We start from the raw sequence: 22,692 nt of genomic DNA, 5'->3' as shown, positions 1-22,692 counted from the left end.
GTGAAGACTGTTGTGCGCCAACACAGCCAGTCTTCGAGTGTAATTCCAGGCGAAATCACGAGGTCATTATGACAAAGAGTTTTTCAAAACACCAGGCAACGGAGGCATAGCTATGTCTAATGTCGCCTACGCCGATTTTGCGGCGCGTACCGCCGTCAGGAGCAACCGGATGGAAAACCAGAAGACCGGATTCATCCCGTTGTACCGGAGTGTACTCAAGCAGCCATGGTCAGAAGATGTTTACCTACGCACGTTGTGGGATAACCTACTTTTGGGCGCTGCCAGCCAGCCATATACAGCGAGCTTTAAAGGTCGCCAATGGCCGCTACAAACCGGACAACTGGTGACTACGGCGGCCGATCTGGGCCAGAAACTACGTGACAGAAAAGGCAACCCAACAAGTCGTGATGCTGTTGAGAGAATGCTGACATTTTTTGTGCGTGAAGGGATGATTTCCATTGAGGGGGAGCGGCAAAGAGGGCGTGTGATCACGATCTCAAATTATGCTGAATATGCTCAAAAAGTGGACAATTTGCCCGCACAAACTTCCGCACATACAAGCGCACATATGACCGCACATGGCGAAGCCAGTAACAGTGCTGGTTTGGATGGGTGTGGCGCACATGAAAGCGCACATACATCCGCACAAACAAGCGCACATCATGAACAATATATATTAAATACTAACGTATTTAATGTACGTCAGAGAATTTCCAAAATTGTTCCTGATGCAGCTGTCCAGACACCGAAAGGTGACAAGTGGGGGACATCTGACGATCTCCGCTGCGCAGAGTGGATGTTGGCGCTGCGCGACATCACCAAACCATCCCTGAAAAAGCCGAACATGGCTGGCTGGGCGAATGATATACGCCTTATGCGCCAACTGGACGGACGCACCCACAAAGAGATTTGTGAGTTGTTCCGATGGGCCTGCAAAGACTCGTTCTGGTACAAAAATATTCTCTCCCCCGCAAAGCTCCGCGCCAAGTGGGACACGTTAACCCTTCACCGCGAAGACACTACCCGCAAGCCACGCTCAGATGTCAGCGCAAACAAATCCGAAACTGGCCCGCACTGGAACAGTGCTAAAGCATGGGAGAAATTTATATGACCCCGGATCTTTATCGTGCGATTCAGAATCGCGACAGCGAAATGCTATCGCGCATAGCTGGCAATTCTTATGACGACAGAAAGGTTGTTAACACTGACGCTGAAGAACTGGTGGATATGCTTTTTGAAAACCTCATGCAGGTATTTCCGGCATCCACTCAGACGAACCTCCGCACTGACGATGATATTCGCGTTGCGAAGCAGCAATGGATCGCCGCTTTCGCCGAGTCAGGCATCACCTCCCGTGAACAGATTTCCGTCGGAATGCAGAAAGCCCGCTCCAGTCAGTCGCCGTTCTGGCCATCGCCGGGTCAGTTTATTTCGTGGTGCCGTGAGGGGAGTGGTGCGATGGGCGTCAGTGTGGACGACATAATGAGCGAATACTGGCGCTGGCGGAAACTTGTTTTTCGCTATCCGGCGAGTGAGCAGTTCCCATGGAGGGATAAAAACCCGCTGTATTACCACGTCTGCCTTGAGTTGCGTCGTCGGGGAACAGATGGACAACTCAGTGAAAAGGAACTTATCCGTGCCGCTGGTGACATCCTGCATGACTGGGAAAAGCGAGCGCTGTCCGGTAAGCCGGTTCCCCCTATCCGCCGTACACTGTCCGCGCCAAAAGTAGCAGCCGGGCCTACTCCGGTTGAGATGCTGATGGCTAAGTACAAACAACGCAAAGACGCCGGTTTGATTTAACAGGAGACACTATGGAAACCGTAATCGATGTTTTAAAAGCAATGGGTAAAGCAACATACCGTGAAGTCGCGGCACGCCTGGAAATCGAACCTGTTGAAGCGCTGAATATACTCCGCGAACAGCGTGAACAGGGATTGTGTGATTTTTTCGATGGTGGATGGGAAGTAACAGGCGATGCTGACGGAAAAACAAGTATTCGGTCAGCGCCAGCGAAGACCGTACTGCGTGCGAAAAATTTAAACGACACCCCAAAGAAACTGCTGCGCGGTGAGGTTACTGAGCCGATCAAACCTGAGGCAATCGTCGCACTACTAACCGAAAACGGGAACATGGATACCGTAGCGCTGGCGTCGGCTGTCGGACGAGATCCAAGAGGCTTAGCGTCAAATCTCTGCCTGATGGCAAAGCGCGGACACATCAAAAAAATCGGTCAGGGGAAAGGCGTTAAGTGGGGACTTCCTGACGAAACGGAAATTACCCCGGAGCCAGTGTTTGCAGAACTACCGGAAATTGAGATCACGCCGAGAGTTGCGATACCTTCGGCAGGGACCGAAACATTCCTGGAGAGCATCCCTGTACTGAGAAAACCATCTCAGCCAATGCAGCTCCCATCACTACGGGAAATCAGCAACCAGATCCGCAAAGTCAAATCCAACCTGCAAGGACTGGAGAAACTCCGTGTAGCCGTTCGGGAAGTTAACAAACATCGCCGTGCGCTGAGTTTATTCAGTGGGGAGGATTTATGAGCAGGTGGGTTAGGGCAGAAATCATGATTATTCGGCAGTCCGCCGGGACCATGACTGTAGAAAATATTGGCCGACTTATTGGAAGAACTGGCGCTGCGGTACGCACAAAAGCACGTGAGCAGGGAATCAAGTTGTATCTGCGTGGTGATCACCATCAGTCGGCCCGGTACCGTCAGCATGATGTTGAATTGGCGAGGGAGTTACATCAGGAGGGCGTCAGCCGCCGGGATATTGCCGAAAAGCTGGAAATGCCGCTCAGCGCAATTAACCAGTATGTCTATTTCGAGCGGAGGGTACAGGCGTGATAGCAACATACAAACATCTTCAGGGGCAACTGGAAGCCACAAAGAAGCGCATAGCAGAGCTGGAGGCTGAGAAAGCGGCGTTGCGTCCAATTGGTGTTATGAGCGAGAGAGCATTTCACAGACTTGAACGCAGCGAGTCTCGATTCATTGCTTTATGGCCAAGACCGGGAATTTATCTACCGCGTAAGCGTCCTGATGACGGCGTTATTGTTTACGCCAGAATAGCCGCTGGCATCGGTAAGGGTGAGTGAGATGAATATAAGCGATAAGAAGAAGCTGGTTACGGAATTTCTTGAGAAGTTGAACTGCAACGATATTGATGCAACTTTGAAGCTTCTAACAATGGTTGTTGCAGAGTACATGCAAAAAGATGGCGTCAATGGATTTGATGTGTTTGCTGGGAAATTAAAGGTGTCAGTTGATTTATATTCCCACGGTGCGTACCCGGAACAAACAGCCAATAAGGACGAGACAAGCATGGTAACCGTATTGCCTGCCGCCTTGCTTCAGGGTAAGGCTGTGTTGCCAGACGAGAAAGACGCATCACTCCAACTACGCAATCTAATCCGTCAGCGCCATGCCGAATGGTCAGATAAGACGTTCGGCAATGTTGGCCCGGTTGGCTCGCTTAAACACCTCAGCAAAGAAGCGCTGGAAGCCGCAACTGAACCTGACGACCTCAGTGAGTGGGCAGACATGCAGTTCCTGCTCTGGGACGCCCAACGCCGCTCCGGTATCAGCGATACGGAAATAACCGCAGCGATGGAAGAAAAGTTGGCGGTGAATATGACGCGGCAATGGCCCGAGCCGAAAGACGGAGAACCGAGGCTGCACATCAAAGCGGATCAACAGCAGGAGCACAAGTGATGGGTCAGCTACTGCAATAGGCCACCAACAGGGTTGTCGAGCTGGAAAACCTCCCGCTGGCGGATGTTCCTGAAACCGTCGGGCCAGCGGAAGTCAGCATAATGTTTTAGCTATTAAGCTTCAATACAACGTGATGGCAGCAATATTCGCTATGTAATTGCAAATATTTCGAAAGTGATTCTTGTTCTTCCACTCTAAGAGCACATAATCCTACACTCCCAAGATAATAAGAATACTTATCGTTCCTATTCAGTTTTTTGTAACACTCAAAGATTAAATCAGATACACTTTCGGCAGATAAATTAATAACTGGAAACATTTTGCAAGGGCGCATACGAACTAATCACATAGCCGCATGGCTGGCGCTGATTGCTGTCGCCATGCTGTTCGTTGCTCCGGCCATCTCCAGAACGATAGCCCACCGGACAGGTTGTCAGCACATCACGCATTCTATGCCAGGGACCATGTCAGGGATACACCATGACATGGCGATGTCTGCGGTCTGTGAACCGTCTTCGCTGATGGATCAGCTGATGATGTCTGGTAAGGCAATGTCTCCGATGGAAGAGATTGCCTGCGGATATTGTCAGTTACTTGTGCAACTGCCGTTTATCCAGTTTGCGCTTGTATTTTTGTTGTGGTTGCTCCTGCTTTTTGTCCTTCGCTTCTCATTAATTCCGCTTAACTGCGTCACGCTCTTTCAACCCTGGGCACCTCAGCGTGCCCGTGCCCCGCCTGCTGTATTTCAGTCTTCGTTTTAAACAACAAAACAGTAAGTCAGTAACGTCATGCTCATTTTTAAGGGCAGATTTTGTTACGCCTGAAAAACAGTAAGGTATTTTATGAAAACCCACTATTTTGTACGTACGCCAGTTGCTTCTCTTGTCCTGATGGCGCTGATATCAGACACTACTTTTGCAGAAGAAAAGCACGACCATTCTCAGATAACGAATGATTCTGTGATGATTGTAACTGCGCCACTTTCCACTCCGCTCGAAATTGTTACCTCGCCCAAAATACCCCGTCAGCCAGTTCCGGCAAGCGACGGCTCGGATTATCTGAAAACTATACCTGGATTCTCACAGATACGTAACGGTGGAACCAACGGTGATCCTGTGTTTCGTGGCATGTTTGGCTCTCGTCTGAGAATTCTGACTGATAATGGTGAAATGCTTGGTGCCTGTCCGGCACGCATGGATGCACCAAGCTCCTATATTTCTCCTGAAAGCTTTGATGTATTAACTCTGATTAAAGGCCCACAAACTGTGCTCTGGGGGCCTGGAAACTCGGCGGGAACTATCCGTTTTGATCGTGAACAGCCGCGCTTTGAAAAAGCGGGGGTGCAGGGTACTGCCAGTCTTCTTGCTGCGTCAAACAATCGCTGGGATGAAAACGCTGATGTCAGTCTGGGCGGTGAGGAGGGATATCTTCGCCTCATTGGCAATAAGTCACGTTCGGATGACTACAAGGATGGAAATGGAGACCGCGTGCCCTCCAGATGGGATAAGTGGAATGGCGATATGGCTATAGGCTGGACACCAGACAAAGACACACTTCTCGAGCTTACTGCAGGTAAAGGCGATGGTGAAGCACGCTATGCTGGTCGCGGTATGGATGGTTCGCAGTTTAAGAGGGAAAGCTTAGGAATGCGCTTTGAAAAATCGGGTATTGGCGAGGTATTCGATAAGTTTGAGGCAAATGTATATTACAACTATGCAGATCATATTATGGATAACTATTCCCTGCGCTCTCCGGGCAGTAGTATGTCGGGGGGGATGTCAGGTGATGAGATGGGAGATGCTATGGGTTCCTCAATGGACTCAGCAATGGACTCAGACTCTTCGATGAATATGAGTATGCCAATGGCGATGGAGGTTGATCGCCGTACTGTTGGTGGAAGAATGATGGGAACCTTCCTTTTCTCAGATTTTGAGCTTCGCAGTGGCGCAGATACGCAACTTAGTACACACCGTAATAAAATTGATGATCGCTGGAATAAGGACGCCCGTTTCCACGATTACGGTCTTTTCAGCGAACTGACCTGGAGTGTAACTGAGCAGAACAAGGTGAAGGGGGGCGCACGTCTCGATCGCGTTCTGGTTGATAATTACACTGATATGGGTTCAGCAAAACGGACTGATACATTACCGGCCGGTTTTGTTCGCTTCGAACATAATATGGCTGATCTACCGGTTATGTTTTATGCAGGTATAGGCTACACGGAGCGTTTCCCCGATTACTGGGAGATTTTTTCGCCGACTTATGGACCTGGAGGTTCGGGTGATGCCTTCGATAAACTCAAAACGGAAAAAACAACTCAGATTGATATAGGCGCTCAGTACAACGGTGAACGTATAAACACTTGGGTATCCGCTTATATTGGTCGTGTTAATGATTTTATTCTGTTCCGCTATGATCCTGATAATGCCTCTATCAGCCAGGTTGATAACGTCAATGCAACCATTATGGGGGGAGAGGCAGGTATTGCGTATAAATGGTCAGACTCATGGAAAACGGATGCCAGCATTGCTTATTCCTGGGGGGAAAATACATCTAACCATCAGCCTTTACCACAGACGCCACCGCTTGAAGCCCGTCTGGGGCTGACCTGGGAACAGGGCGACTGGAGCAGTACTGGCCTTTTGCGTCTTGTCAGCAGCCAGAACCGTGTTGCTATTAACGAAGGCAACGTCGTTGGTAAAGATTTTAATAGTAGTCCTGGTTTTGCTGTGTTTTCGGCGAATGCTGCATACAAAGTTAATAAGTACGTTAAAATTAGCGCCGGCGTTGATAACTTGTTTGACAAAACGTACAGCGAACACCTGAATCTTGCTGGAAACAGCAGTTTCGGTTATTCAGCAAACACATCAGTTAATGAATCAGGCAGAACCTTTTGGGGTAAAATAAATCTCACTTTTTAATGACATTTTTGCATGACAGTAAAAGTGCCACTTATGTTTTGCCTTGATAACTCTATATACTGCTCCAGCGTTTATCGGAGCAGTATATTATTGACCGGGACTTCCGTAGTGTGAAGTATGCGAAAGGCTAGTCGGTAGCCTGTTGCGGTAAAGTGGTTTCGCCGCTCTTCACTGAAGCTCTGGTGCGTGCTAATTAGCTGGAACTGCACCAGCCGAAAGAAATGGTGATGTAATGTATAATCCCTTTATAGCATCGAGGGGGGATTCATCATGCTGAGTCATAATATCGCAGCAAAGAGTCAGGAAGAACGTGACAAGGTTAACGTTGACCTCGCCGCATCTGGCGTGGCGTACAAAGAGCGCCTGAACATGCCGGTTATAGCTGAACAGGTAATGCGTGAGCAGTCTGAACATCTGAGAGATTACTTTCTGGAGCGCTTGAGGCATTATAGGGAGATCAGCGTGACGCTGCCGAAGAGTAGCGATCCGCGTTACATTGAAATGGAAGATGCGAATAAGAAATGAAATGGATAACACTGGCTATTATCGTTTTTGCTACCCCAGTTTTGGGGGAAGAATACAGTTATGGGTCTCCAATTGCTGTATGCCTCAACAATAATACAATCCCGTATATCAACACCGACAGGCCAGCTATTGAAATCGTTGATGAGGCATATGAAAAATGTCAGGACGTACTTGCTCAATGGGATAAGGAGCGAGAGTCACTGCCTCCGGAGATGGTCGTTAGTCAGGACGAAGAGTTTCACGCGTTCTATGTTCATATGATTGAATCCCGTCGAAAATTGGATACCAACAAAAAATGACTATTGTGTTCATCCCTGCCTTGGTTGCAGTTCTGGTAAAGAAAGAGATGCCGGCCGGGAGTTAACCCGAAAAGAGGTTGAGTCAATACGCGATTCTGCTGCTGCAATCAGAGTTCCAATTGAGGTCGCCAGGGATATGGTGAAAGAAAGAGGATATCCTGACATCGATCCTGAAAATGTCTGGGATGAATGGTTGTTTTACAAAAAAATGACAGACGAAAGCTAAATAGTTATTCATTTGATACCCTGACATTACCACCCCCCCTTCAAGTAAATTGGTTTTCCATAATCTATCTCCCCAGAAACTATTCGTGCATAGCCAATTTGATGGATGGACTACTACTTAGCGTAAAATGGGAGCTCGCAGCCGTTTGTTGAGGTGCTTGTGCACGCGAATTTGCCGGAGCTTTGCCAACCAAAAGAAATCTCTGTCAAAAAACACTATTCAATTCAAACCACTACGGCGGTTTTTAATTTTCTATCCTGACAGTATATTAGCAATTTGTGCTCTTAAGACATTGATCATTTTCTCACATAGGTATACTGTATAAAAATACAGTATGTCCGGTGGGGGCTATTATGAAAGTTGAATTAACCATTGATCGCGCTAAATAACTTCTGAGAGGAGCGCTATCAGCACTGGAGAAAGGGCTGCTCAAACGCCTTAGTCATCAGTATGGGGATTGCAGTCTGATAATCCGTCATACTGATTTTGATGGTTTGAGCGGTTTCTGTGGAATAAAGATGATAAAAAAAATCGAAAACATCCTGCAGGAGATACGGGAAAGCGCTGACGACTGGTTTTACTAACATTGCGCTTAATGGTGGCGCGCATTTTTCAGAATACCGCAATTTGCGTATCCCTTTGATGCTGCTGCCGACAATCTTTAATCGCGTCTGTACGTCGCTCGAAGGGAGAACAGAATGTGAGTGATTCAGCTTTGCAAACGTCAGAAGACAACTGGTATGACATTGTAAGAAGGTCTGACGGCTGCGTGGTGTTTAGCTTTCCTTCATCGGGCAGGCATCTTATCTATCGCGTCAACGGCATGGTCTCAATGCGGCCCTTGTTGGATGACGAAGAAGTTTTTACTCCCAATGGCTTTGCGCAGTTTATTCGTCGTCTCGGCTATCGGGTGACTCCACCTTTTGATAATATGAAATCAACGGTCTGAACAGCCGTTAACCTGCTGCGCCACGGAGAAAACCATGGCGCACGAATTACAACTCATCAAGCAGTCCTCAGGAATCCTGATCCCCGCAACGCCGGAGACCAGCGATATTCTGCAATCAAAAATCAAACTCGTTAATGGTTATGCCAGATTCCTTGCCTCATACGGCGGCAATGAAAGCGCTCTGCTGGATGCTGCTGAGCAGTATCTGGAGCAGATCGCCAGTCGGCGTATCACGAACGGCATAAGTCTGTGCAAATCCTTCGACGCTTACCGCGCATGGGTGACCGTCGAAGCCGGGCACTATGACGCAATCCAGTTACCTGATGGAACTCTCCGCAAACATCCCCGTAGTATCGCCTTCGCGAACATGGACGAAACAGAATTCCAGGACCTGTATAAAACTGCACTCGATGTTTTGTGGCGCTGGATATTGTCCCGCACTTTCAACAGCAGGGAAGAGGCCGAGAATGCCGCCGCCCAGCTTATGAGCTTTGCGGGGTGAGGGTGATGAAATATTCATATTTTCACCACACGGAATGTACCACCGAGCAGGCAGATCGCCTGATTGCAGATTATCGGGCTCGCGGTATCAGGACCGAAAAAAGCCTCAATCCTGATTTCCTTACCTGGACGGTCAGCGTGAAATTGCCGGAGTGCGGACGTCTGGCACGGACGCCGAGAACCTTCCGACAAAAGGTCTGGGGGTGAACATGGCTAATCTTCGAAAAGCTGCGCGTGGCCGGGAATGTCAGGTGCGTATTCCGGGAGTATGCAACGGTAACCCTGAGACATCTGTGCTGGCTCATATTCGCATTGCCGGGTTATGTGGCACCGGCATCAAGCCGCCTGACCTTATCGCGACTATCGCACGCTCATCATGCCATGACGAGATTGATCGCCGAACTCATCTGGTTGATGCGGAATATGCGAAGGAGTGTGCGCTGGAGTGGATGGCCCGAACCCAGGTTATCTGGTTGAAGGAGGGCCTCATAAAATCATGACAGTCTACGACATCACGCCGATCGGCAAGCCCAGAATGACTCAGCGCGACAGGTGGCACAAACGGCCAGCGACAGCGGCGTACTGGTCATACAAAGCGCAGGTTCGTCTTCTGGGCATCAAGTTACCGGAAGCCGGTTATCACATCACATTCGTTATCCCCATGCCCCAAAGCTGGAGCAAGAAGAAGCGAGCCCGACACGCCGGGAAGCCACATCAGCAGAAACCTGACAAAGACAATCTGGAAAAGGCGCTGTTGGATGCAGTGTTTGATGAAGATAGTCACGTCTGGGATGGCCGGGTTACCAAAATCTGGGGCGAGAAAGGGCAGATCATCATCGAGGAGGCAAAGTGAAGCCTGAAGTTATTGAGTCTCTTCGCTGGCGCTGGCTACGTCTTCGTATTTATCGTTACCGGGGATCTTTTCCGGTGGCATACCGCATCCTTCGCAATTATATCCGCATTGAAGCAAAACGGGAGCATCGAAATGAAGCTTGATTCCTTACCAAAATATTTTTCGCCTAAATCCATGATGCCCGGCGCCGTTCCATGCGGTATTTCAGCAGATACGCTGACGATCACTGATGTGATGGCCGCGTTGGGTCTGGCAACGTCAAAATCAGCGATAGGCATAGAGCTTTACCTGGCAAAAGCCGGTGTTCTGCAACCTGATAATATTATTTCCTTCATTAACGAACTTGCCATTCAGCGCGCCAGCCGGAATAAGCCTCTGCAGGCAATGTCAGAGCAGCAGCGCGCTGAGTTCTTGCGGGTACTGGCAGGATATGTTTTCCGGGATTATTCGCTAAGCGCTGCCAGCATAGTGACATGCAGTAGTTGCGCCGGATCCGGATTTATTGATGCTGAGATATTCACCAACAAAGTGACATACCCGGACGGGAAACCTCCGAAGTGGGTAAAGGTTACGAAGGGAATCTCACCATCAGATTGGGAGGAAGCGAAAACCGTCCGCGAGCAGGTTAGGGTGATCTGCAAAGCGTGTAACGGAAAGGGGCACACAAAAAATGAATGCCGGTGCCGTGGCCGCGGCGAGGTACTGGATAAGAAAAAATCCGAGTTGCAGGGGCTTCCTGTTTTTAAAAAATGCCCCCGTTGCACTGGTCGTGGCTACCCAAGGTTAAAGGATACTGAAGTATTCAAGGCTCTTGGCGTAACCGAAACAACCTGGCGCAGAAATTTCAAACTGTTCTTCGATCGGCTGGTGGAGTATTGCCATATTGAAGAATCGTTTGCAGAAAAGGTGCTGCAATGGGTGACCAGATAATTTGTCTTGCGTTAATTCGTAAATGTAAGATTATTGATAATGTAAGGTTATGAATTATTTAGTAAATAATATAATTCCATTGCAAAGGATTATGTATGAAAATATTAGGAATTAGCGGCTTTTTCGTTGGTGCCTGTTTAATAGTCTCTGCGCTGATTGTATCTGATACCATCAAGCTGAAAGATGAGCACGTTATTGAACTTGAAAACGGTGCAGTGAAGCTGGGTAACGTCTACCAGGAAAAAAATGTTATTACCATCAAGGTAAAATTTAAGGATGAAAAATTCACCGATGACTGGGTGCTGACTAACGAAGTCGGCGTGAATGGGTACCAAGAAGAAGTGAGAAAGAAATTTCAGGAGCAAATTGATTTAATTAATTCTGGGAAATCTAAAGATAAAAACAAGGATCTCAATGTTGACAACATGGTGCTTAAGTCTGACGCAACTATCGAGCTATCAACTGCAGTCATATATCGATCTGAGCATCATCCGTTATTCACGCTAACGCTCGAAGAGAAAACTAAGGACTTAGCAGAAAACACAATATTGCTTGATGCTGTCACCAAAGAAGCTGACGCGCTCATCAAAGAACAACAACCAGCTTATGAGGCTGCGTCATACATCCACAAGTGATGCGCAAAATGTGACATCAGTGCTTGTAATTGTGGCGGAAAATGGCTAACCTGATTCCAACGATGGGTTATTACACCTGTGACGTTACAAGAATTAAAAAACCTCGCTTCGGCGGGGTTTTCTTTTATGGATTCCCGACGCCAATAAGACAAAGTGCGGGGAGTGTTGCGGAGCCTACATGTTCCAACCGTCCGCAAAAGCTCACATGGGCAGGACCACAATCTGATACCGCGATAGCTTTTGCTGATCGCGCCGGAGCGGTAACTGGCAACAATTTAAGCCTCGGTGATTGCCAGGCTTTTTTATTTGCGGCATTAATTCAACTTACACAGCAATACCCTTCAACCCTGTCCTTTTATGGGGGCATCTATAGTTGAAGTTGTGTGGACTATCAATGTTTTAAGCTACCATGTAGATTAATATAACTTATTAATAACAATGAATTACATGGGGTTAAATCATGAGGTATCTGTTATCAATATTATTGATATGGAGCGTCTCTTCAAATGCTGCTCTTGTTGATCATGAGAAGGCGGCTCAGGATCTCTGCGACACTGAGTGGAAAATAACGGATAGGGCATCTGGTACGAATGAAAATACTACCAATATCGTTAGCGATGAGGTAGCTTCCTTCAAAGCTAAGGGCTACGCCTTTTCTGACTTTTCTATTGATGAAACTGACTTTATTAAAGTATCAATTGAAGGTGCTGACGGAAGTCGAAAAATGATTAAGGAAATGGATACGCCTTACTCTGAAGCGCGAGATTTTCTCAAAAATAGAATGATGCCTATCTGTATTAAAAACGTACTAACAGGAATTGATAATAAAAAGTAGTTATTAGTCATGAAATTCAAGAGGTCGCCAAGAGGCGGCCTTTTTTACTGTCAATCTTAGGCCACCTCCTGGGGAGGTGGTGATTGATCCTGTAAGGCTATAGCCTGAAGAATGCCCATGCCGGAATATCTCTGCTTACTCACCACAAGTAAAAGGAGACAAACCGACATGTGGCTTTACAGGAGTTCATCACATGTATATTGGCGTTGCAAATACCACATAGTCTGGACGCCCAAGTACCGTTTCAGGATCCTGAGAGATAAGTTAGGCAAGGAGCTTTACAGGACAATCTACATACTCTGCGGTATAAAAGATTGTGAGATTCTGGAATTAAATGTACAGCCAGATCATGTACATCTTGTAGTAATTGTCCCACCTAAAATCTCGATATCAACTCTGATGGGGCATCTGAAAGGCCGCAGTGCTATCAGGCTCTACAATCGTTTTCCACATATACGAAAGAAGCTATGGGGCAACCACTTTTGGTCACGTGGTTACTTTGTAGATACGGTCGGTGTGAACGAGGAAATTATCAGACGATATGTGCGGCATCAGGAGAAAACGGAACAAACGCATGAACAGCAGATGGAATTGCTGGAGTAGTAAGCGGAAGGAGACAATAGCCCCCCTTACAGGGGGCATTCTCAAAAGCCACCTTCTCAGAAGGTGGTCTTTTACTTTCAGGCTCACGGGTATCACTTACTACGTGCTTTGTTGATAAATCCAGCCCGTGAAGCCTGATTCTATTTCCCCTCATTTCTGAGAGGACTCACAGCAATAAGAGGGGGCTAAATGTCCGATCCTGTTTCTGGCTCTACTGTAGCGGCTGGTGGACTGATGGGGGCCAGCATGTTCGGCCTGGCAACCGGTATTGATTACGGCGTAGTGTTTGGCGCCTTTGCTGGTGCAGTATTCTACGTTGCGACGGCGGTGAACATCAGCCGCTTTAAGTTGGTGGGTTACTTCATCACTTCTTTCATCTTTGGCGTTCTTGGTGCTCCACTAGTTGGTTCGTTTTTTTCTAAATGGACGGGATACAGTGACAGGCCACTCGATGCGCTGGGTGCGGTGCTCGTTGCAGCAATTGCCATTAAGCTGCTGACGTTCGTCAACAGCCAGGAATTGGGCAGCCTGTTTGGCATTCTCTCTCGTTTACGCGGAGGAGGGACCAGCAATGGTAACAAATGATCCTTCTGCGATGATCAATGCGTTAATCTGCGGGGTCATCGTTCTTGTTCTGATGTTCTATCAACGTGACGGGGCGAGACATCGCCCGATGATATCTTTGCTGGCCTACTTTGTTGTGCTGATATACGCCAGCATCCCGTTCAGGTATCTGTTTGGTCTCTATCAGGAATCACACTGGATGGTGGTCATCGTCAATCTGGTCATCTGCGCCATCGTGCTTCGCGCACGGGGGAACCTGGCACGCTTAATTAACATTCTTCAGAAATAAAAAAGGGAAGCGCGACATCTCCGCTTCCCTGAAAGTTCGAGGCTTTGTGTTGTTTTAATGAGGTGGAGTGTCGACTTTAGTCAAACTCTGTTTCGCGGGTATTACATCACATCCTTTGATTTGGGTTTTGTCCTGCCTCAATTTCGGATTAATCACATGAAACAATCACAATTTCAGCAGGCGGCTGGTATAAGCGCCGGATTAGCTGCGCGCTGGTTTCCGCACATCGATGCGGCAATGAAAGAGTTTGGCATTACAGCAATTAATGATCAGGCCATGTTCATTGCACAAGTCGGGCATGAATCTGCTGGTTTTACCTCTCTGGTAGAGAGCTTTAACTACTCGGTAAACGGGCTGAAGAAAACATTCGGTAAACGACTAACGCCGTATCAGTGCGAAATACTGGGGCGCGTTGATGGTAAGCAGGTCGCTCACCAGCCGCAAATTGCCAATCTGGTTTACGGTGACCGCATGGGTAATAACTGCCCGGGTGATGGCTGGAAATATCGCGGTCGCGGCCTGCTGCAAATCACTGGACGTGAGAACTACACCAAATGTGGCTCGGCGCTGAAGCTTGACGTTGTCAGTACGCCAGAACTTTTGACGCAAGAGCGACATTCGGCCCGTTCGGCGGCGTGGTATTTCACGTTACGCGGTTGTCTCCTGCATTCGGGGGATGTGGAACGCGTCACGCAAATTATCAACGGCGGACAGAACGGCATTAAAGACCGGCGTGAACGTTACGCCAAAGCTAAAGCTGCATTGGTGTGAGGTCATATGGGACTTGAAATGATTATTGGCCTGGTTGTTGCTGTCCTGGCAGCAATTGCAGGTGCTTTTGGTTTTGGGAAATCACGCGGAACCACTATCGCTGAGACCAAAGCGGCAATCCAGCGCACCGAAGAACGAGCAGCAGCTACTGAAGCCGTTGCAGAACGCCGGGTAGAGGCAACAAAAGGAGCTAGGGATGTACAGCAGACCGTTAATCATCTTCCTGATGATGATGTTGACCGCGAGTTGCGTGAGAAATTTACCCGCAAAACCTGAAGTAACGGACACTGCCTGTGACTGGGTTAAACCCATCTACGGAACGGATCACGACTGGGATGTGCTGGAGCAGCAGACGAAGAAAGACATCCTGGCGCATAACAAAGCGTGGCAGGTGAACTGCCAGAAATCAGGTAGATCCTCGCAATAGAGGAATTTTTAGCTGATGTGACCACTGTGCTTTTGGCTTTGTTATCTTTAGGTTAAACTATTAGTTCTCATAAAATGGAGAATCTAATGTTCAAGCAATTCAGACGCAATATCGCTTCTGCAAAGATAAGAAAGTATATCGCTCATTGGATGGAAGTTATGTCGCTTACATTCAGAAATTCTATGGCAGGGAATTATATTGACCAGAAGGATTTAGATAGAATTAGTCTTGTTATTATTAGTACTGCAATTACTGAGGAAAAAGTTTGTAGTGGCACAATCATGACGTGTGTTGCTGATGTGGCGTCTAGAGCAGGTATGACCGAGGAGGATTTAAGTTATCTTCCGTATCAAGTGCTTGCCATAACGAAAGGAGTGGAAGGTCGTTCCCCGTTAGAGTCTAAGAAAGGTATGCTTGGGCTCATTTCACCTGGTTATGAGTTTTCTGATCAGGATACGGGTTGGTTCGATACTAATATTGAAATCATAACTAAGCAGCTTAAAAATGATCTGCGCAGCGTAGTTAACACGTTGCAAGATTGATTATTTTGGCGTGATGATTTCATCACCACCTCCGGTTAGTTGCCATTAGTTTAGGTTTTTCAGCAGGCATTCACTGAGTGCCTGTGATAATGCAACAGCCCGCACAAAACGGGCTTGGATTTATCTCTTTGTTGCGTTCATGGTGACATGGTATACGAATTGGCTAAATTGGTTATCCCAACGCCCCTTATGATTAGCGGCAACTAATTGCACTAACGCCTGCATTAACTTGCTGAAAAGCAAGATTAGCTTAAGTCTGTTTTTTGAACTGTCACTATCCAAGGAAACTTCTTCGATTAATTGATTCTCGGTGTTAAAAATACCCAGTTTTGATTCTTCCATGCAGGGTTCCACTGGGTGCTGTTTAAAATATTCAGTCAGCGTATCCTTCAGACTCTGGATCCTTGAATCTGCAATGCTTTGTATTGATGGGTTGTGTGCAAGGTCATTACGCATTGAGTTGATGGTTTTAAGTGATTTCACAAGTTCTGGGGGAATTCCCAAGTTTCCCGCCATGGATATTTTAGTATTACATTCGATTAAAAGTTTGTTTTTATCTCTTCCAAAGAGATCTTGGCAGTCACAGTATGCGCATATCCATGCTTCGGCCATGCGCTCACAAAGTAGGTGAATGCGCAATGTAGTACCCACATCGTCATCGCTTTCCACTGCTCTCGCGAATAAAGATGGAAAATCAATCTCATGGTAATAGTCCATGAAAATCCTTGCATTCATAAACCCTCCAGGTAGCTATATGCAAAATGAAACAAAAGAGATGGTGATCTTTCTAAGAGATGATGGAATCTCCCTTCAGTATCCCGATGGTCAATGCGCTGGATATGGAATAGATGGAAATATTCAGATTTTTTTGGGGCAGAGTACCTATCTGTTCCCAAGGAAAATCATATTGCACGATCAGCGCACTACGAACTTTACCCGCAAACAGTCAGGTAATGAATCCTGATATAAAAACAGACAGCCAAAGCAGTTCTTCCAAGCGCATCACACGCGCATCACAAAGAGAGCTTTCAGTGGTGAGCCTTGCAAAATGAGAACTTACGGGCACGAGCGTGGCTACTGCGAGAGTGTGGATAGGCTTACAGAAGAGGTTCACTGAAGGGCTTCGATATTCTATGGAACTGAAAATAGTGTTATTATTCCTCTATATATTTCATGGAGTTGAATATGACTACTTCAGATGTGATTACGCTATCCGGTGTGATTGTTTCGTCTGTATCAGCCGCTGCGTCCGTTGCTACGCTTCTTATCGCAAAATCTGCGCTTAGTACTTGGAAGGCCCAGGAAATTCTCAAATCCAAGAAGGATTTTAAGTTGGCATTACTTGAAATGAAGTTTGTTGTCCTTTGGTTACCTGAAACCATCAACGTAGGGCATCTAATGCTTGGGCGAGATTTGTTGTATGGAACACAAGGTGAAGCCAGGGAACAATTAGTTGATAAACAGATTAAAGCATTTGAAGGGTATGCGCGGGAGTTTGAAAAGCTTGAGGATGCGATGCAAAACTGTGCCCGCTTGTGGTTTGCTAGCGAAGGCTTATTCAAAGGAACAAATGTTGAAAATTTGTGGGAAGGAATTTACAAAGCGTATAATGAGTACACTCAGGGTCGCCAGAACCAGAAATTTTTCATTTCAGCGTTGGACGCTTTGTTAGTTATTGATATGTACTTTGAGCCCTCGACCTAGTTACTACATCTGAATCGTCACAGTGACAAATCAGATCGGATATTTGCAGGCATACATCAAAGCGCAATTCTTGTAATGACGAGCCTCGCAATTACTGAGGGAAAATTTCTAGGCCATGTTCGCTTAATTGCGAAACATAGAACCTTTCTGGATTGAGCCGCGGAGAAGCGGCGCTATAAGCAACGCATTCTCTGCGGAGTTGCTTGGGATCACGAACAAACTACTCACAACGAAAGTGTTACATCGATTTAATTCTATAGATTTTTACTAATAAAGATTCTGGAATGGTGGTTTAAGCTCTTCTTCTAGAATACTTTTGGCTTCTTGATAATTATTGTTCATTTTATCAATTGCACCTATTCCATCTGAATAGACTTCAGCCATTTTTCCATGAAAAAGCACATTGAATGTATGTGTTATTTCGGTGGTAATTTCCTCATGTTTTCCCCAAAGTTCTGGGTTATGGTTTCTCTCCGTGACTACATCAAATACAAGTGCTATCAAATCGACCATGTTCTCCTTATTGAACATTCCCCCAGTTGACACAGGCATCATCAGCAACTTTTCAGCATCAGGGAATGCTTTACGATCAGTGAAGAAAGTACAAAACACGCTATAGAAACAATTGATCATGCCAGCAATGTTTGCTGGTTTTGCTGCAATCCCATTAAAATTTTCTCGATTGCCCTGTAGGTATTTATGCTCGCAAAAATCGTACAAATTCACATCTTACTCCTGAGGTTTACTAAATGGCACTCACTGACAAACAAGAAATGTTCTGTCGCGAGTACCTCATCGATTTAAACGCCACGCAAGCGGCTATTCGGGCGGGGTACAGCGTAAAGACAGCTAACCGCACGGCGTCCGAAAACATGTCAAAACCTGTCATCCAAAACAGAATCGCCGAACTCAAAGCGAAGCGCAACAAAGATGTGGGTATTGATGCAGATTATGTTCTTCGTCGCTTGGTTGAGATCGACCAGATGGACGTACTGGATATCCTTAACGACGACGGCAGCCTGAAGCAGATCAGTCTCTGGCCGAAAGCCTGGCGAACGTCGCTAACCGGCATGGACATCAGCACCACGATTCAGAACTTCGACGAGGAGACGGCGGAAACCATCCTCAAAAAGGTGAAATGGCCGGATAAGGTCAAGAACCTTGAACTGCTCGGTAAGCACATCAAGGTGCAGGCGTTTAAAGAGCAGGTTGAACAAAAGGTCACAGCAACCCACAGCATTATGCTGGTCCCGTCCTGCGATAACGTTGATGACTGGGAAAAGGCGGCGCAGAAACAGCAGGGCGAGGTATTAGGTGGATGAATTACAAAGCCGTCTGGAAGCCACTGCCTGGCTCGCAATCCTTGGCATTGAGTTGCCCGTGTAACGAAATTCTCTATGAGGGAACGCGTGGGCCGGGAAAAACAGCCGCACAACTTGCGCGATTCCGTCGCCTCGTTGGCTTGGGTTACGGCTCGTTCTGGCGCGGCGTCATCTTCGATACCGAATATAAAAACCTCACCGATATCATCACCCAGTCAAAGCGTATGTACCGCCTGTTTAACGACGGTGCTCGCTATCTCGCGTCGGCGTCAGAACTTCGCTGGGTATGGCCTACGGGAGAAGAGCTACTCTTTCGCTTCGGGAAAGAAGAGAGTGATTACTGGGATTATCACGGTCAGGAATTCCCGTTCATCGGATTCAACGAGCTGACCAAGCAGCAGTCAGCCGAGTTTTACGAGATGATGTTCTCATGCCGACGCTCATCGTTTCGCCCGGAGAATTATCCTTTGGCGGATGGCAGCATGCTAAAGCCGATCCCCCTAGAAACATTCAGCACGACTAACCCGTTTGGCATCGGCCACACATGGGTAAAGAAGCGCTTCATTGAACCGGCACCTCGCGGCACCATCATTCGAGAAACGCAGAGGGTATTTAACCCGCAGACTGAGCGCGAAGAGGATGTGACGCTGACGCGTGTCGCGATTCACGGCTCATTCAAAGAGAACCCGTATCTCGATCCGCAATACATCGCGACGCTGATGGCTATCAAAGATCCTAACCGCCGCAAAGCGTGGGTAGAGGGGACATGGGATGTGACCAGCGGAGGGCGCTTTGACCACCTGTGGGATGCATCGCATCACGTCATCAAGCCGTTCCGCATCCCGGATAGCTGGACCGTTGACCGTTCCCATGACTGGGGGGAGTCGAAACCGTTCTCTAACCTCTGGTGGGCTCGTTCGGATGGCACTGTCGCGACGCTGCCTGATGGGCGTCAATTCTGCCCGCCCGCCGGGTCTCTGATTCTGATTGGCGAGTGGTACGGTTGCCCGCCTGACGAACTGAATAAAGGGCTGAACATGTCATCTACCAACGTCGCAAAAGGCGTTGCGTGGATTGATAAGCGGCTAACAGGCCAGGAAGTTGACGAACCTGATGAGATAAAACTCGATGGCGTCACTCAGGGACAACTCAACATTATGCCGGGTATCTGCAAAAAGGTTGTTCCCGGCCCGGCCGACAGCGCGATCTACAACACTGGCGATGATGAACTTTCAATCGCTCAGAAAATGGAAGTGCAGGGCGTTAAATGGGTTGAGGCCAACAAAAAGCCCGGCTCTCGCGTTAATGGCGCCGCATTGTTTGCCGACATGCTGGAGGCGGTTGTCGAAGGTAAAAAACTGGAATCCGGGATACCAGAAAAACCTGCGTTTTATGTTTTTGATTACTGCCGTGGCTGGATAAGCCGTATTCCTGTACTCGTCCGCGACAGCAAAAACCCTGATGACGTTGACACGCAACAGGAAGATCACGACTGGGACGGAACTCGTTATGAAGTTCTGCATTCACCGCCGAAGAAAGTCGGCAAAGTCACCAAACTTCGGATGTAAACCATGCCAGATATTTCGACACCCAACCTCGACTATAACGACATGGTTGAGGCGTGGGACATTAACGATGCACTGATGGGCGGCACGCTGGAAATGCGCCGGCAGGGCGAAGCCTACCTACCTCGCTGGCCGCGCGAGGACAAAGAGGACTATAAGAAACGCCTGTCTGTTGCGACGCTGCTCCCGGCCTACGAAGAAAGCATTAAGCAAAATACCGGGCGCGTATTTGCTGAGCCAACAGTGTTAAGCGAAAAAACGCCGGAAAAAATCAAAGATTATGCCGAAAACATCGATATGGAAGGCAGTCGCCTTGATGTCTGGGCGCAGCAATTCTTTAGCCTGGCGTTTCAGTATGGTCTCGCACATGCACTGGTGGATTACCCGCGCACAAACGCCGAAGAAATCCGCACAAAAGCTGACGAGCAGGCTGCTGGTGGTCGACCGTATGTAACGATGCTTAATCCTCGGCAGGTGATCGGCTGGAAATCAAAGGTTGTCAGCGGAAAAGTTGTGCTCACTGAGTTACGCGTAAAAGAAGTCATTGTCGTGGATGGTGACGACTTCGGGCAAACCAAAGTTGAGCAGATCCGCCACATCATGCCGCGTAAAGTGGAAATCTGGCGCCGTAACAAAGGTGATGGTGGGGAATCCACCTGGACTCTTTATGAAGAGTGGGAAACCAGTCGCGACGATATTACCCTTGTAACGCTCTACACCAAGAAAACCGGGTTTATGCGCGGTTCTCCGCCGCTGTTGAATCTGGCATTGCTGAATATCAAGCACTGGCAAAGCCAGAGTGAGCAGGACAACATTCTTCATGTGGTGCGTGTACCACTTCTGTCGGTTTTTGGCCTGGAAGACGATCAGGAGCTGGTCATTGGCTCATCCAGCGCTACTAAATTCAGCGACCGCGCAAAGCAGGGTATGGAATACACCGAGCACACCGGCGCTGCCATTGAATCCGGCAAAACATCTCTGGATGATCTGGAAAATCAGATGCGCCAGGCGGGTGCGAAACTGCTGCGCGCAGAAAACACATCAACAAAATCTGACGACCAGACGCATGAAGAGCATATGCAGGAAAACTCGCCACTGTACACCATGGCGAGTTCTCTGGAGGATGCACTTGATAACATTCTGCAAATCATGGCTGAGTGGATTGGTGAAAGTGATGGCGGCAATGTTGATGTGCGCACCGAACTGGATGTTACTGCTCAGACGTTCGATTCATCTGCTGCTATGGCCGTTCAGTCCCTGCGACAGGGGGGCGACATCCGCCAGGTTGATGCCGTTCGCGTGCTCCAGGCGCTTAAATTCATCGACCCTGACGTGAAGCCGGATGATGTGATCGACGAGCTGAACAATCCACCAGTGACACTGACAGGCAACAATAATGGCGACGGTTAACGAGCAACTGCGTGACGAGTCCATTGCGCACGCTATCTGGATTAGCCGCTACAGCACCGGCGTAGCCAGTCGAATGGTGAAACTGCTCAACGAAAGTGATGCTGAACTGACGGCGCGCCTGCTGGTGGCGATGGATGGCATAGAGCCGAATAGCTTTACGGTCACGCGTCTTGAAGCACTACTGGCGAGCGTACGGGAGATTAACCGCACTGCGATAAACGGCATGTTTTCCAGCCTGTCTACTGAACTGAATGACCTGGCGCAACATGAGGCGGGGTATCAGTTGAGTCTCTTTGACGCGCTGTTGCCGGAGTTCGTGACCGACGTTCATCCGCTGGTGGGTATCTCTCCAGACGCTGTTTATGCTGCGGCAATGGCGCAGCCATTTCAGGGGCGACTGCTCAGTGAGTGGGCCTCAAATCTCGAAGCGGATCGCCTCAACCGCATCAGTAACGCAGTTCGACAGGGTTTTTTGCTGGGAGATACGAACGAGCAGATAGCGCGCAAGGTTCGCGGTCACGCTAATCGCGGCTATCAGGATGGCGCGTTACAGATGAGTCGCGCCAATGCCGCCAGCATCGCGAAAACGGCAGTGGGGCACCTTGCGGCGACGGCGCGTAACAGCTTTGCTGACGCCAATAACGACCTGATGAAGGGTAAGCAGTGGCTTTCCACCCTGGACAACAGAACGACGCAGATGTGCAGGATTCGCGACCGCCTGAAGTACACGCTGGATAACAAGCCGATTGGACATAAAGTTCCGTATTTGCAGGGACCTGGAAAAATTCATTTCTGCTGCCGTTCCACTGAAACCTTCATCCTTAAATCGGCGAAAGAGTTAGGTATCGATGTTCGCGATATCCCGCCAGCGGAACGCGCCAGCATGGATGGTGTTGTGCCCGGCGATACCAACTATCAGGAGTGGTTCTCGCGCCAGTCGTTCGATCGCCAGAAGCAAATCGTTGGCGAGAAGCGCGCCCGGTTGATTCGTGATGGCGGTATGTCGCCGGATGAGTTCTACACCGATAAAGGCGAATGGCTGACGCTGGCGCAGTTGCGTGAACGTGACGCGCAGGCGTTCAGGGATGCAGGGCTTTAAT

34 protein-coding genes and 3 pseudogenes are annotated in these 22,692 nt (G+C 48.3%); 35 read left to right on the top strand and 2 right to left on the bottom strand.

Annotated features, from left to right (window positions below):
• Positions 1–112 precede the first annotated feature (112 nt).
• The 29 genes and pseudogenes from GBC03_19485 to GBC03_19345 all read left to right on the top strand — a co-directional run bounded on the left by GBC03_19485 (position 113) and on the right by GBC03_19345 (position 15,591).
• Entirely contained in the window at positions 113–1,111 is a 999-nt protein-coding gene (locus GBC03_19485) for a replication protein (GenBank protein ID QFS72229.1), read from the top strand.
• The gene (locus GBC03_19480) at positions 1,108–1,803 is read left to right on the top strand and encodes a phage replication protein (protein ID QFS72228.1); all 696 of its coding nucleotides are present in this window, start codon (positions 1,108–1,110) and stop codon (positions 1,801–1,803) included. Before GBC03_19485 ends, GBC03_19480 begins: the two co-directional genes overlap by 4 nt.
• Positions 1,804–1,814: 11 nt before the next feature.
• Complete coding sequence (locus GBC03_19475) at positions 1,815–2,549, top strand: hypothetical protein (GenBank protein QFS72227.1); 735 nt, start codon at positions 1,815–1,817, stop codon at positions 2,547–2,549.
• Positions 2,546–2,854, top strand: a complete 309-nt coding sequence (locus tag GBC03_19470) for a DNA-binding protein (protein ID QFS72226.1) — start codon at positions 2,546–2,548, stop codon at positions 2,852–2,854. The genes GBC03_19475 and GBC03_19470 overlap by 4 nt, the downstream gene beginning before the upstream one ends.
• Before the next feature lie 26 nt (positions 2,855–2,880).
• A pseudogene (locus GBC03_19465) lies at positions 2,881–3,105 on the top strand (hypothetical protein).
• A gap of 226 nt (positions 3,106–3,331) precedes the next feature.
• A complete protein-coding gene (locus GBC03_19460; GenBank protein ID QFS74071.1) occupies positions 3,332–3,721 on the top strand; it encodes a DUF550 domain-containing protein in 390 nt (129 codons plus the stop codon).
• Between the two features lie 380 nt (positions 3,722–4,101).
• Positions 4,102–4,482 carry a DUF2946 domain-containing protein gene (locus GBC03_19455; protein ID QFS74070.1) on the top strand — a complete coding sequence of 127 codons (381 nt, stop codon included), beginning with the start codon at positions 4,102–4,104 and terminating at the stop codon, positions 4,480–4,482.
• 81 nt (positions 4,483–4,563) lie between these two features.
• The gene (locus GBC03_19450; protein ID QFS72225.1) at positions 4,564–6,642 is read left to right on the top strand and encodes a TonB-dependent receptor; all 2,079 of its coding nucleotides are present in this window, start codon (positions 4,564–4,566) and stop codon (positions 6,640–6,642) included.
• A 270-nt stretch (positions 6,643–6,912) separates the two neighbouring features.
• A complete protein-coding gene (locus GBC03_19445; GenBank protein QFS72224.1) occupies positions 6,913–7,167 on the top strand; it encodes a DNA polymerase III subunit theta in 255 nt (84 codons plus the stop codon).
• Complete coding sequence (locus tag GBC03_19440) at positions 7,164–7,466, top strand: hypothetical protein (protein ID QFS72223.1); 303 nt, start codon at positions 7,164–7,166, stop codon at positions 7,464–7,466. The genes GBC03_19445 and GBC03_19440 overlap by 4 nt, the downstream gene beginning before the upstream one ends.
• Positions 7,463–7,692: pseudogene (locus GBC03_19435) on the top strand (hypothetical protein). Before GBC03_19440 ends, GBC03_19435 begins: the two are co-directional and overlap by 4 nt.
• 353 nt (positions 7,693–8,045) lie before the next feature.
• Positions 8,046–8,276, top strand: a pseudogene (locus GBC03_19430) (DinI-like family protein).
• Between the two features lie 116 nt (positions 8,277–8,392).
• Complete coding sequence (locus tag GBC03_19425) at positions 8,393–8,641, top strand: hypothetical protein (GenBank protein QFS72222.1); 249 nt, start codon at positions 8,393–8,395, stop codon at positions 8,639–8,641.
• Positions 8,642–8,675: 34 nt separating this feature from the next.
• The gene (locus tag GBC03_19420) at positions 8,676–9,143 is read left to right on the top strand and encodes a DUF1367 family protein (protein ID QFS72221.1); all 468 of its coding nucleotides are present in this window, start codon (positions 8,676–8,678) and stop codon (positions 9,141–9,143) included.
• A 5-nt stretch (positions 9,144–9,148) separates the two neighbouring features.
• Positions 9,149–9,349 (top strand): hypothetical protein, encoded by a 201-nt coding sequence (locus GBC03_19415; protein ID QFS72220.1) that lies wholly within the window; start codon positions 9,149–9,151, stop codon positions 9,347–9,349.
• Between the two features lie 2 nt (positions 9,350–9,351).
• Complete coding sequence (locus tag GBC03_19410; protein QFS72219.1) at positions 9,352–9,642, top strand: DUF1364 family protein; 291 nt, start codon at positions 9,352–9,354, stop codon at positions 9,640–9,642.
• Entirely contained in the window at positions 9,639–9,995 is a 357-nt protein-coding gene (locus GBC03_19405) for a RusA family crossover junction endodeoxyribonuclease (protein ID QFS72218.1), read from the top strand. The genes GBC03_19410 and GBC03_19405 overlap by 4 nt, the downstream gene beginning before the upstream one ends.
• Positions 9,992–10,138: a YlcG family protein gene (locus GBC03_19400; GenBank protein QFS72217.1), complete on the top strand. Its 147-nt coding sequence runs from the start codon at positions 9,992–9,994 to the stop codon at positions 10,136–10,138. Before GBC03_19405 ends, GBC03_19400 begins: the two co-directional genes overlap by 4 nt.
• Entirely contained in the window at positions 10,128–10,925 is a 798-nt protein-coding gene (locus tag GBC03_19395; GenBank protein ID QFS72216.1) for an antitermination protein, read from the top strand. The genes GBC03_19400 and GBC03_19395 overlap by 11 nt, the downstream gene beginning before the upstream one ends.
• A gap of 95 nt (positions 10,926–11,020) precedes the next feature.
• Positions 11,021–11,560: a hypothetical protein gene (locus tag GBC03_19390; GenBank protein ID QFS72215.1), complete on the top strand. Its 540-nt coding sequence runs from the start codon at positions 11,021–11,023 to the stop codon at positions 11,558–11,560.
• 41 nt (positions 11,561–11,601) lie between these two features.
• The gene (locus GBC03_19385) at positions 11,602–11,937 is read left to right on the top strand and encodes a hypothetical protein (GenBank protein QFS72214.1); all 336 of its coding nucleotides are present in this window, start codon (positions 11,602–11,604) and stop codon (positions 11,935–11,937) included.
• Between the two features lie 83 nt (positions 11,938–12,020).
• Positions 12,021–12,395 carry a hypothetical protein gene (locus GBC03_19380; GenBank protein QFS72213.1) on the top strand — a complete coding sequence of 125 codons (375 nt, stop codon included), beginning with the start codon at positions 12,021–12,023 and terminating at the stop codon, positions 12,393–12,395.
• Between the two features lie 168 nt (positions 12,396–12,563).
• The gene (tnpA, locus tag GBC03_19375) at positions 12,564–12,998 is read left to right on the top strand and encodes an IS200/IS605 family transposase (protein QFS74069.1); all 435 of its coding nucleotides are present in this window, start codon (positions 12,564–12,566) and stop codon (positions 12,996–12,998) included.
• Between the two features lie 189 nt (positions 12,999–13,187).
• Positions 13,188–13,583 carry a hypothetical protein gene (locus GBC03_19370; GenBank protein ID QFS72212.1) on the top strand — a complete coding sequence of 132 codons (396 nt, stop codon included), beginning with the start codon at positions 13,188–13,190 and terminating at the stop codon, positions 13,581–13,583.
• A complete protein-coding gene (locus GBC03_19365) occupies positions 13,570–13,851 on the top strand; it encodes a phage holin family protein (protein ID QFS72211.1) in 282 nt (93 codons plus the stop codon). Before GBC03_19370 ends, GBC03_19365 begins: the two co-directional genes overlap by 14 nt.
• A gap of 156 nt (positions 13,852–14,007) precedes the next feature.
• On the top strand, positions 14,008–14,622 hold the full coding sequence (locus tag GBC03_19360; protein QFS72210.1) for a glycoside hydrolase family 19 protein: 615 nt from the start codon (positions 14,008–14,010) through the stop codon (positions 14,620–14,622).
• 6 nt (positions 14,623–14,628) lie between these two features.
• Positions 14,629–14,898, top strand: coding sequence for a hypothetical protein (locus tag GBC03_19355; protein ID QFS72209.1), 270 nt, complete (start codon positions 14,629–14,631; stop codon positions 14,896–14,898).
• Complete coding sequence (locus GBC03_19350; GenBank protein ID QFS74068.1) at positions 14,855–15,049, top strand: hypothetical protein; 195 nt, start codon at positions 14,855–14,857, stop codon at positions 15,047–15,049. The genes GBC03_19355 and GBC03_19350 overlap by 44 nt, the downstream gene beginning before the upstream one ends.
• Positions 15,050–15,135: 86 nt before the next feature.
• Complete coding sequence (locus tag GBC03_19345) at positions 15,136–15,591, top strand: hypothetical protein (protein ID QFS72208.1); 456 nt, start codon at positions 15,136–15,138, stop codon at positions 15,589–15,591.
• Positions 15,592–15,711: 120 nt separating this feature from the next.
• Here the strand turns inward: GBC03_19345 and GBC03_19340 are convergent, their stop codons facing one another.
• Positions 15,712–16,308 (bottom strand): hypothetical protein, encoded by a 597-nt coding sequence (locus tag GBC03_19340; protein ID QFS72207.1) that lies wholly within the window; start codon positions 16,306–16,308, stop codon positions 15,712–15,714.
• On the opposite strand from GBC03_19340, the gene GBC03_19335 reads away from it, so the two are divergent.
• Together GBC03_19335 and GBC03_19330 are read left to right on the top strand one after the other, a co-directional pair.
• A complete protein-coding gene (locus GBC03_19335) occupies positions 16,307–16,555 on the top strand; it encodes a Fur-regulated protein (protein QFS72206.1) in 249 nt (82 codons plus the stop codon). The two genes, GBC03_19340 and GBC03_19335, sit on opposite strands and share 2 nt — an antisense overlap.
• Before the next feature lie 221 nt (positions 16,556–16,776).
• Positions 16,777–17,295, top strand: a complete 519-nt coding sequence (locus tag GBC03_19330; protein ID QFS72205.1) for a hypothetical protein — start codon at positions 16,777–16,779, stop codon at positions 17,293–17,295.
• 267 nt (positions 17,296–17,562) lie between these two features.
• On the opposite strand, the gene GBC03_19325 is transcribed toward GBC03_19330, so the two are convergent.
• Positions 17,563–18,021: a hypothetical protein gene (locus GBC03_19325; protein QFS72204.1), complete on the bottom strand. Its 459-nt coding sequence runs from the start codon at positions 18,019–18,021 to the stop codon at positions 17,563–17,565.
• A gap of 23 nt (positions 18,022–18,044) precedes the next feature.
• Between GBC03_19325 and GBC03_19320 the strand changes: the two genes are divergently transcribed.
• From GBC03_19320 to GBC03_19305, 4 genes are read left to right on the top strand one after another with little or no spacing between them, the layout of a single operon-like run.
• Positions 18,045–18,617 (top strand): terminase small subunit, encoded by a 573-nt coding sequence (locus GBC03_19320; GenBank protein QFS72203.1) that lies wholly within the window; start codon positions 18,045–18,047, stop codon positions 18,615–18,617.
• Positions 18,614–20,185: a terminase gene (locus GBC03_19315; protein QFS72202.1), complete on the top strand. Its 1,572-nt coding sequence runs from the start codon at positions 18,614–18,616 to the stop codon at positions 20,183–20,185. The genes GBC03_19320 and GBC03_19315 overlap by 4 nt, the downstream gene beginning before the upstream one ends.
• A gap of 3 nt (positions 20,186–20,188) precedes the next feature.
• On the top strand, positions 20,189–21,592 hold the full coding sequence (locus tag GBC03_19310; GenBank protein QFS72201.1) for a DUF4055 domain-containing protein: 1,404 nt from the start codon (positions 20,189–20,191) through the stop codon (positions 21,590–21,592).
• A complete protein-coding gene (locus GBC03_19305; GenBank protein ID QFS72200.1) occupies positions 21,579–22,691 on the top strand; it encodes a hypothetical protein in 1,113 nt (370 codons plus the stop codon). The genes GBC03_19310 and GBC03_19305 overlap by 14 nt, the downstream gene beginning before the upstream one ends.
• The last annotated feature ends 1 nt before the right edge of the window (position 22,692 follow it).

The organism is Citrobacter telavivensis (assembly GCA_009363175.1).
GTDB lineage: Bacteria > Pseudomonadota > Gammaproteobacteria > Enterobacterales > Enterobacteriaceae > Citrobacter_A > Citrobacter_A telavivensis.
This window is presented reverse-complemented; position numbering and strand designations above follow the sequence as displayed.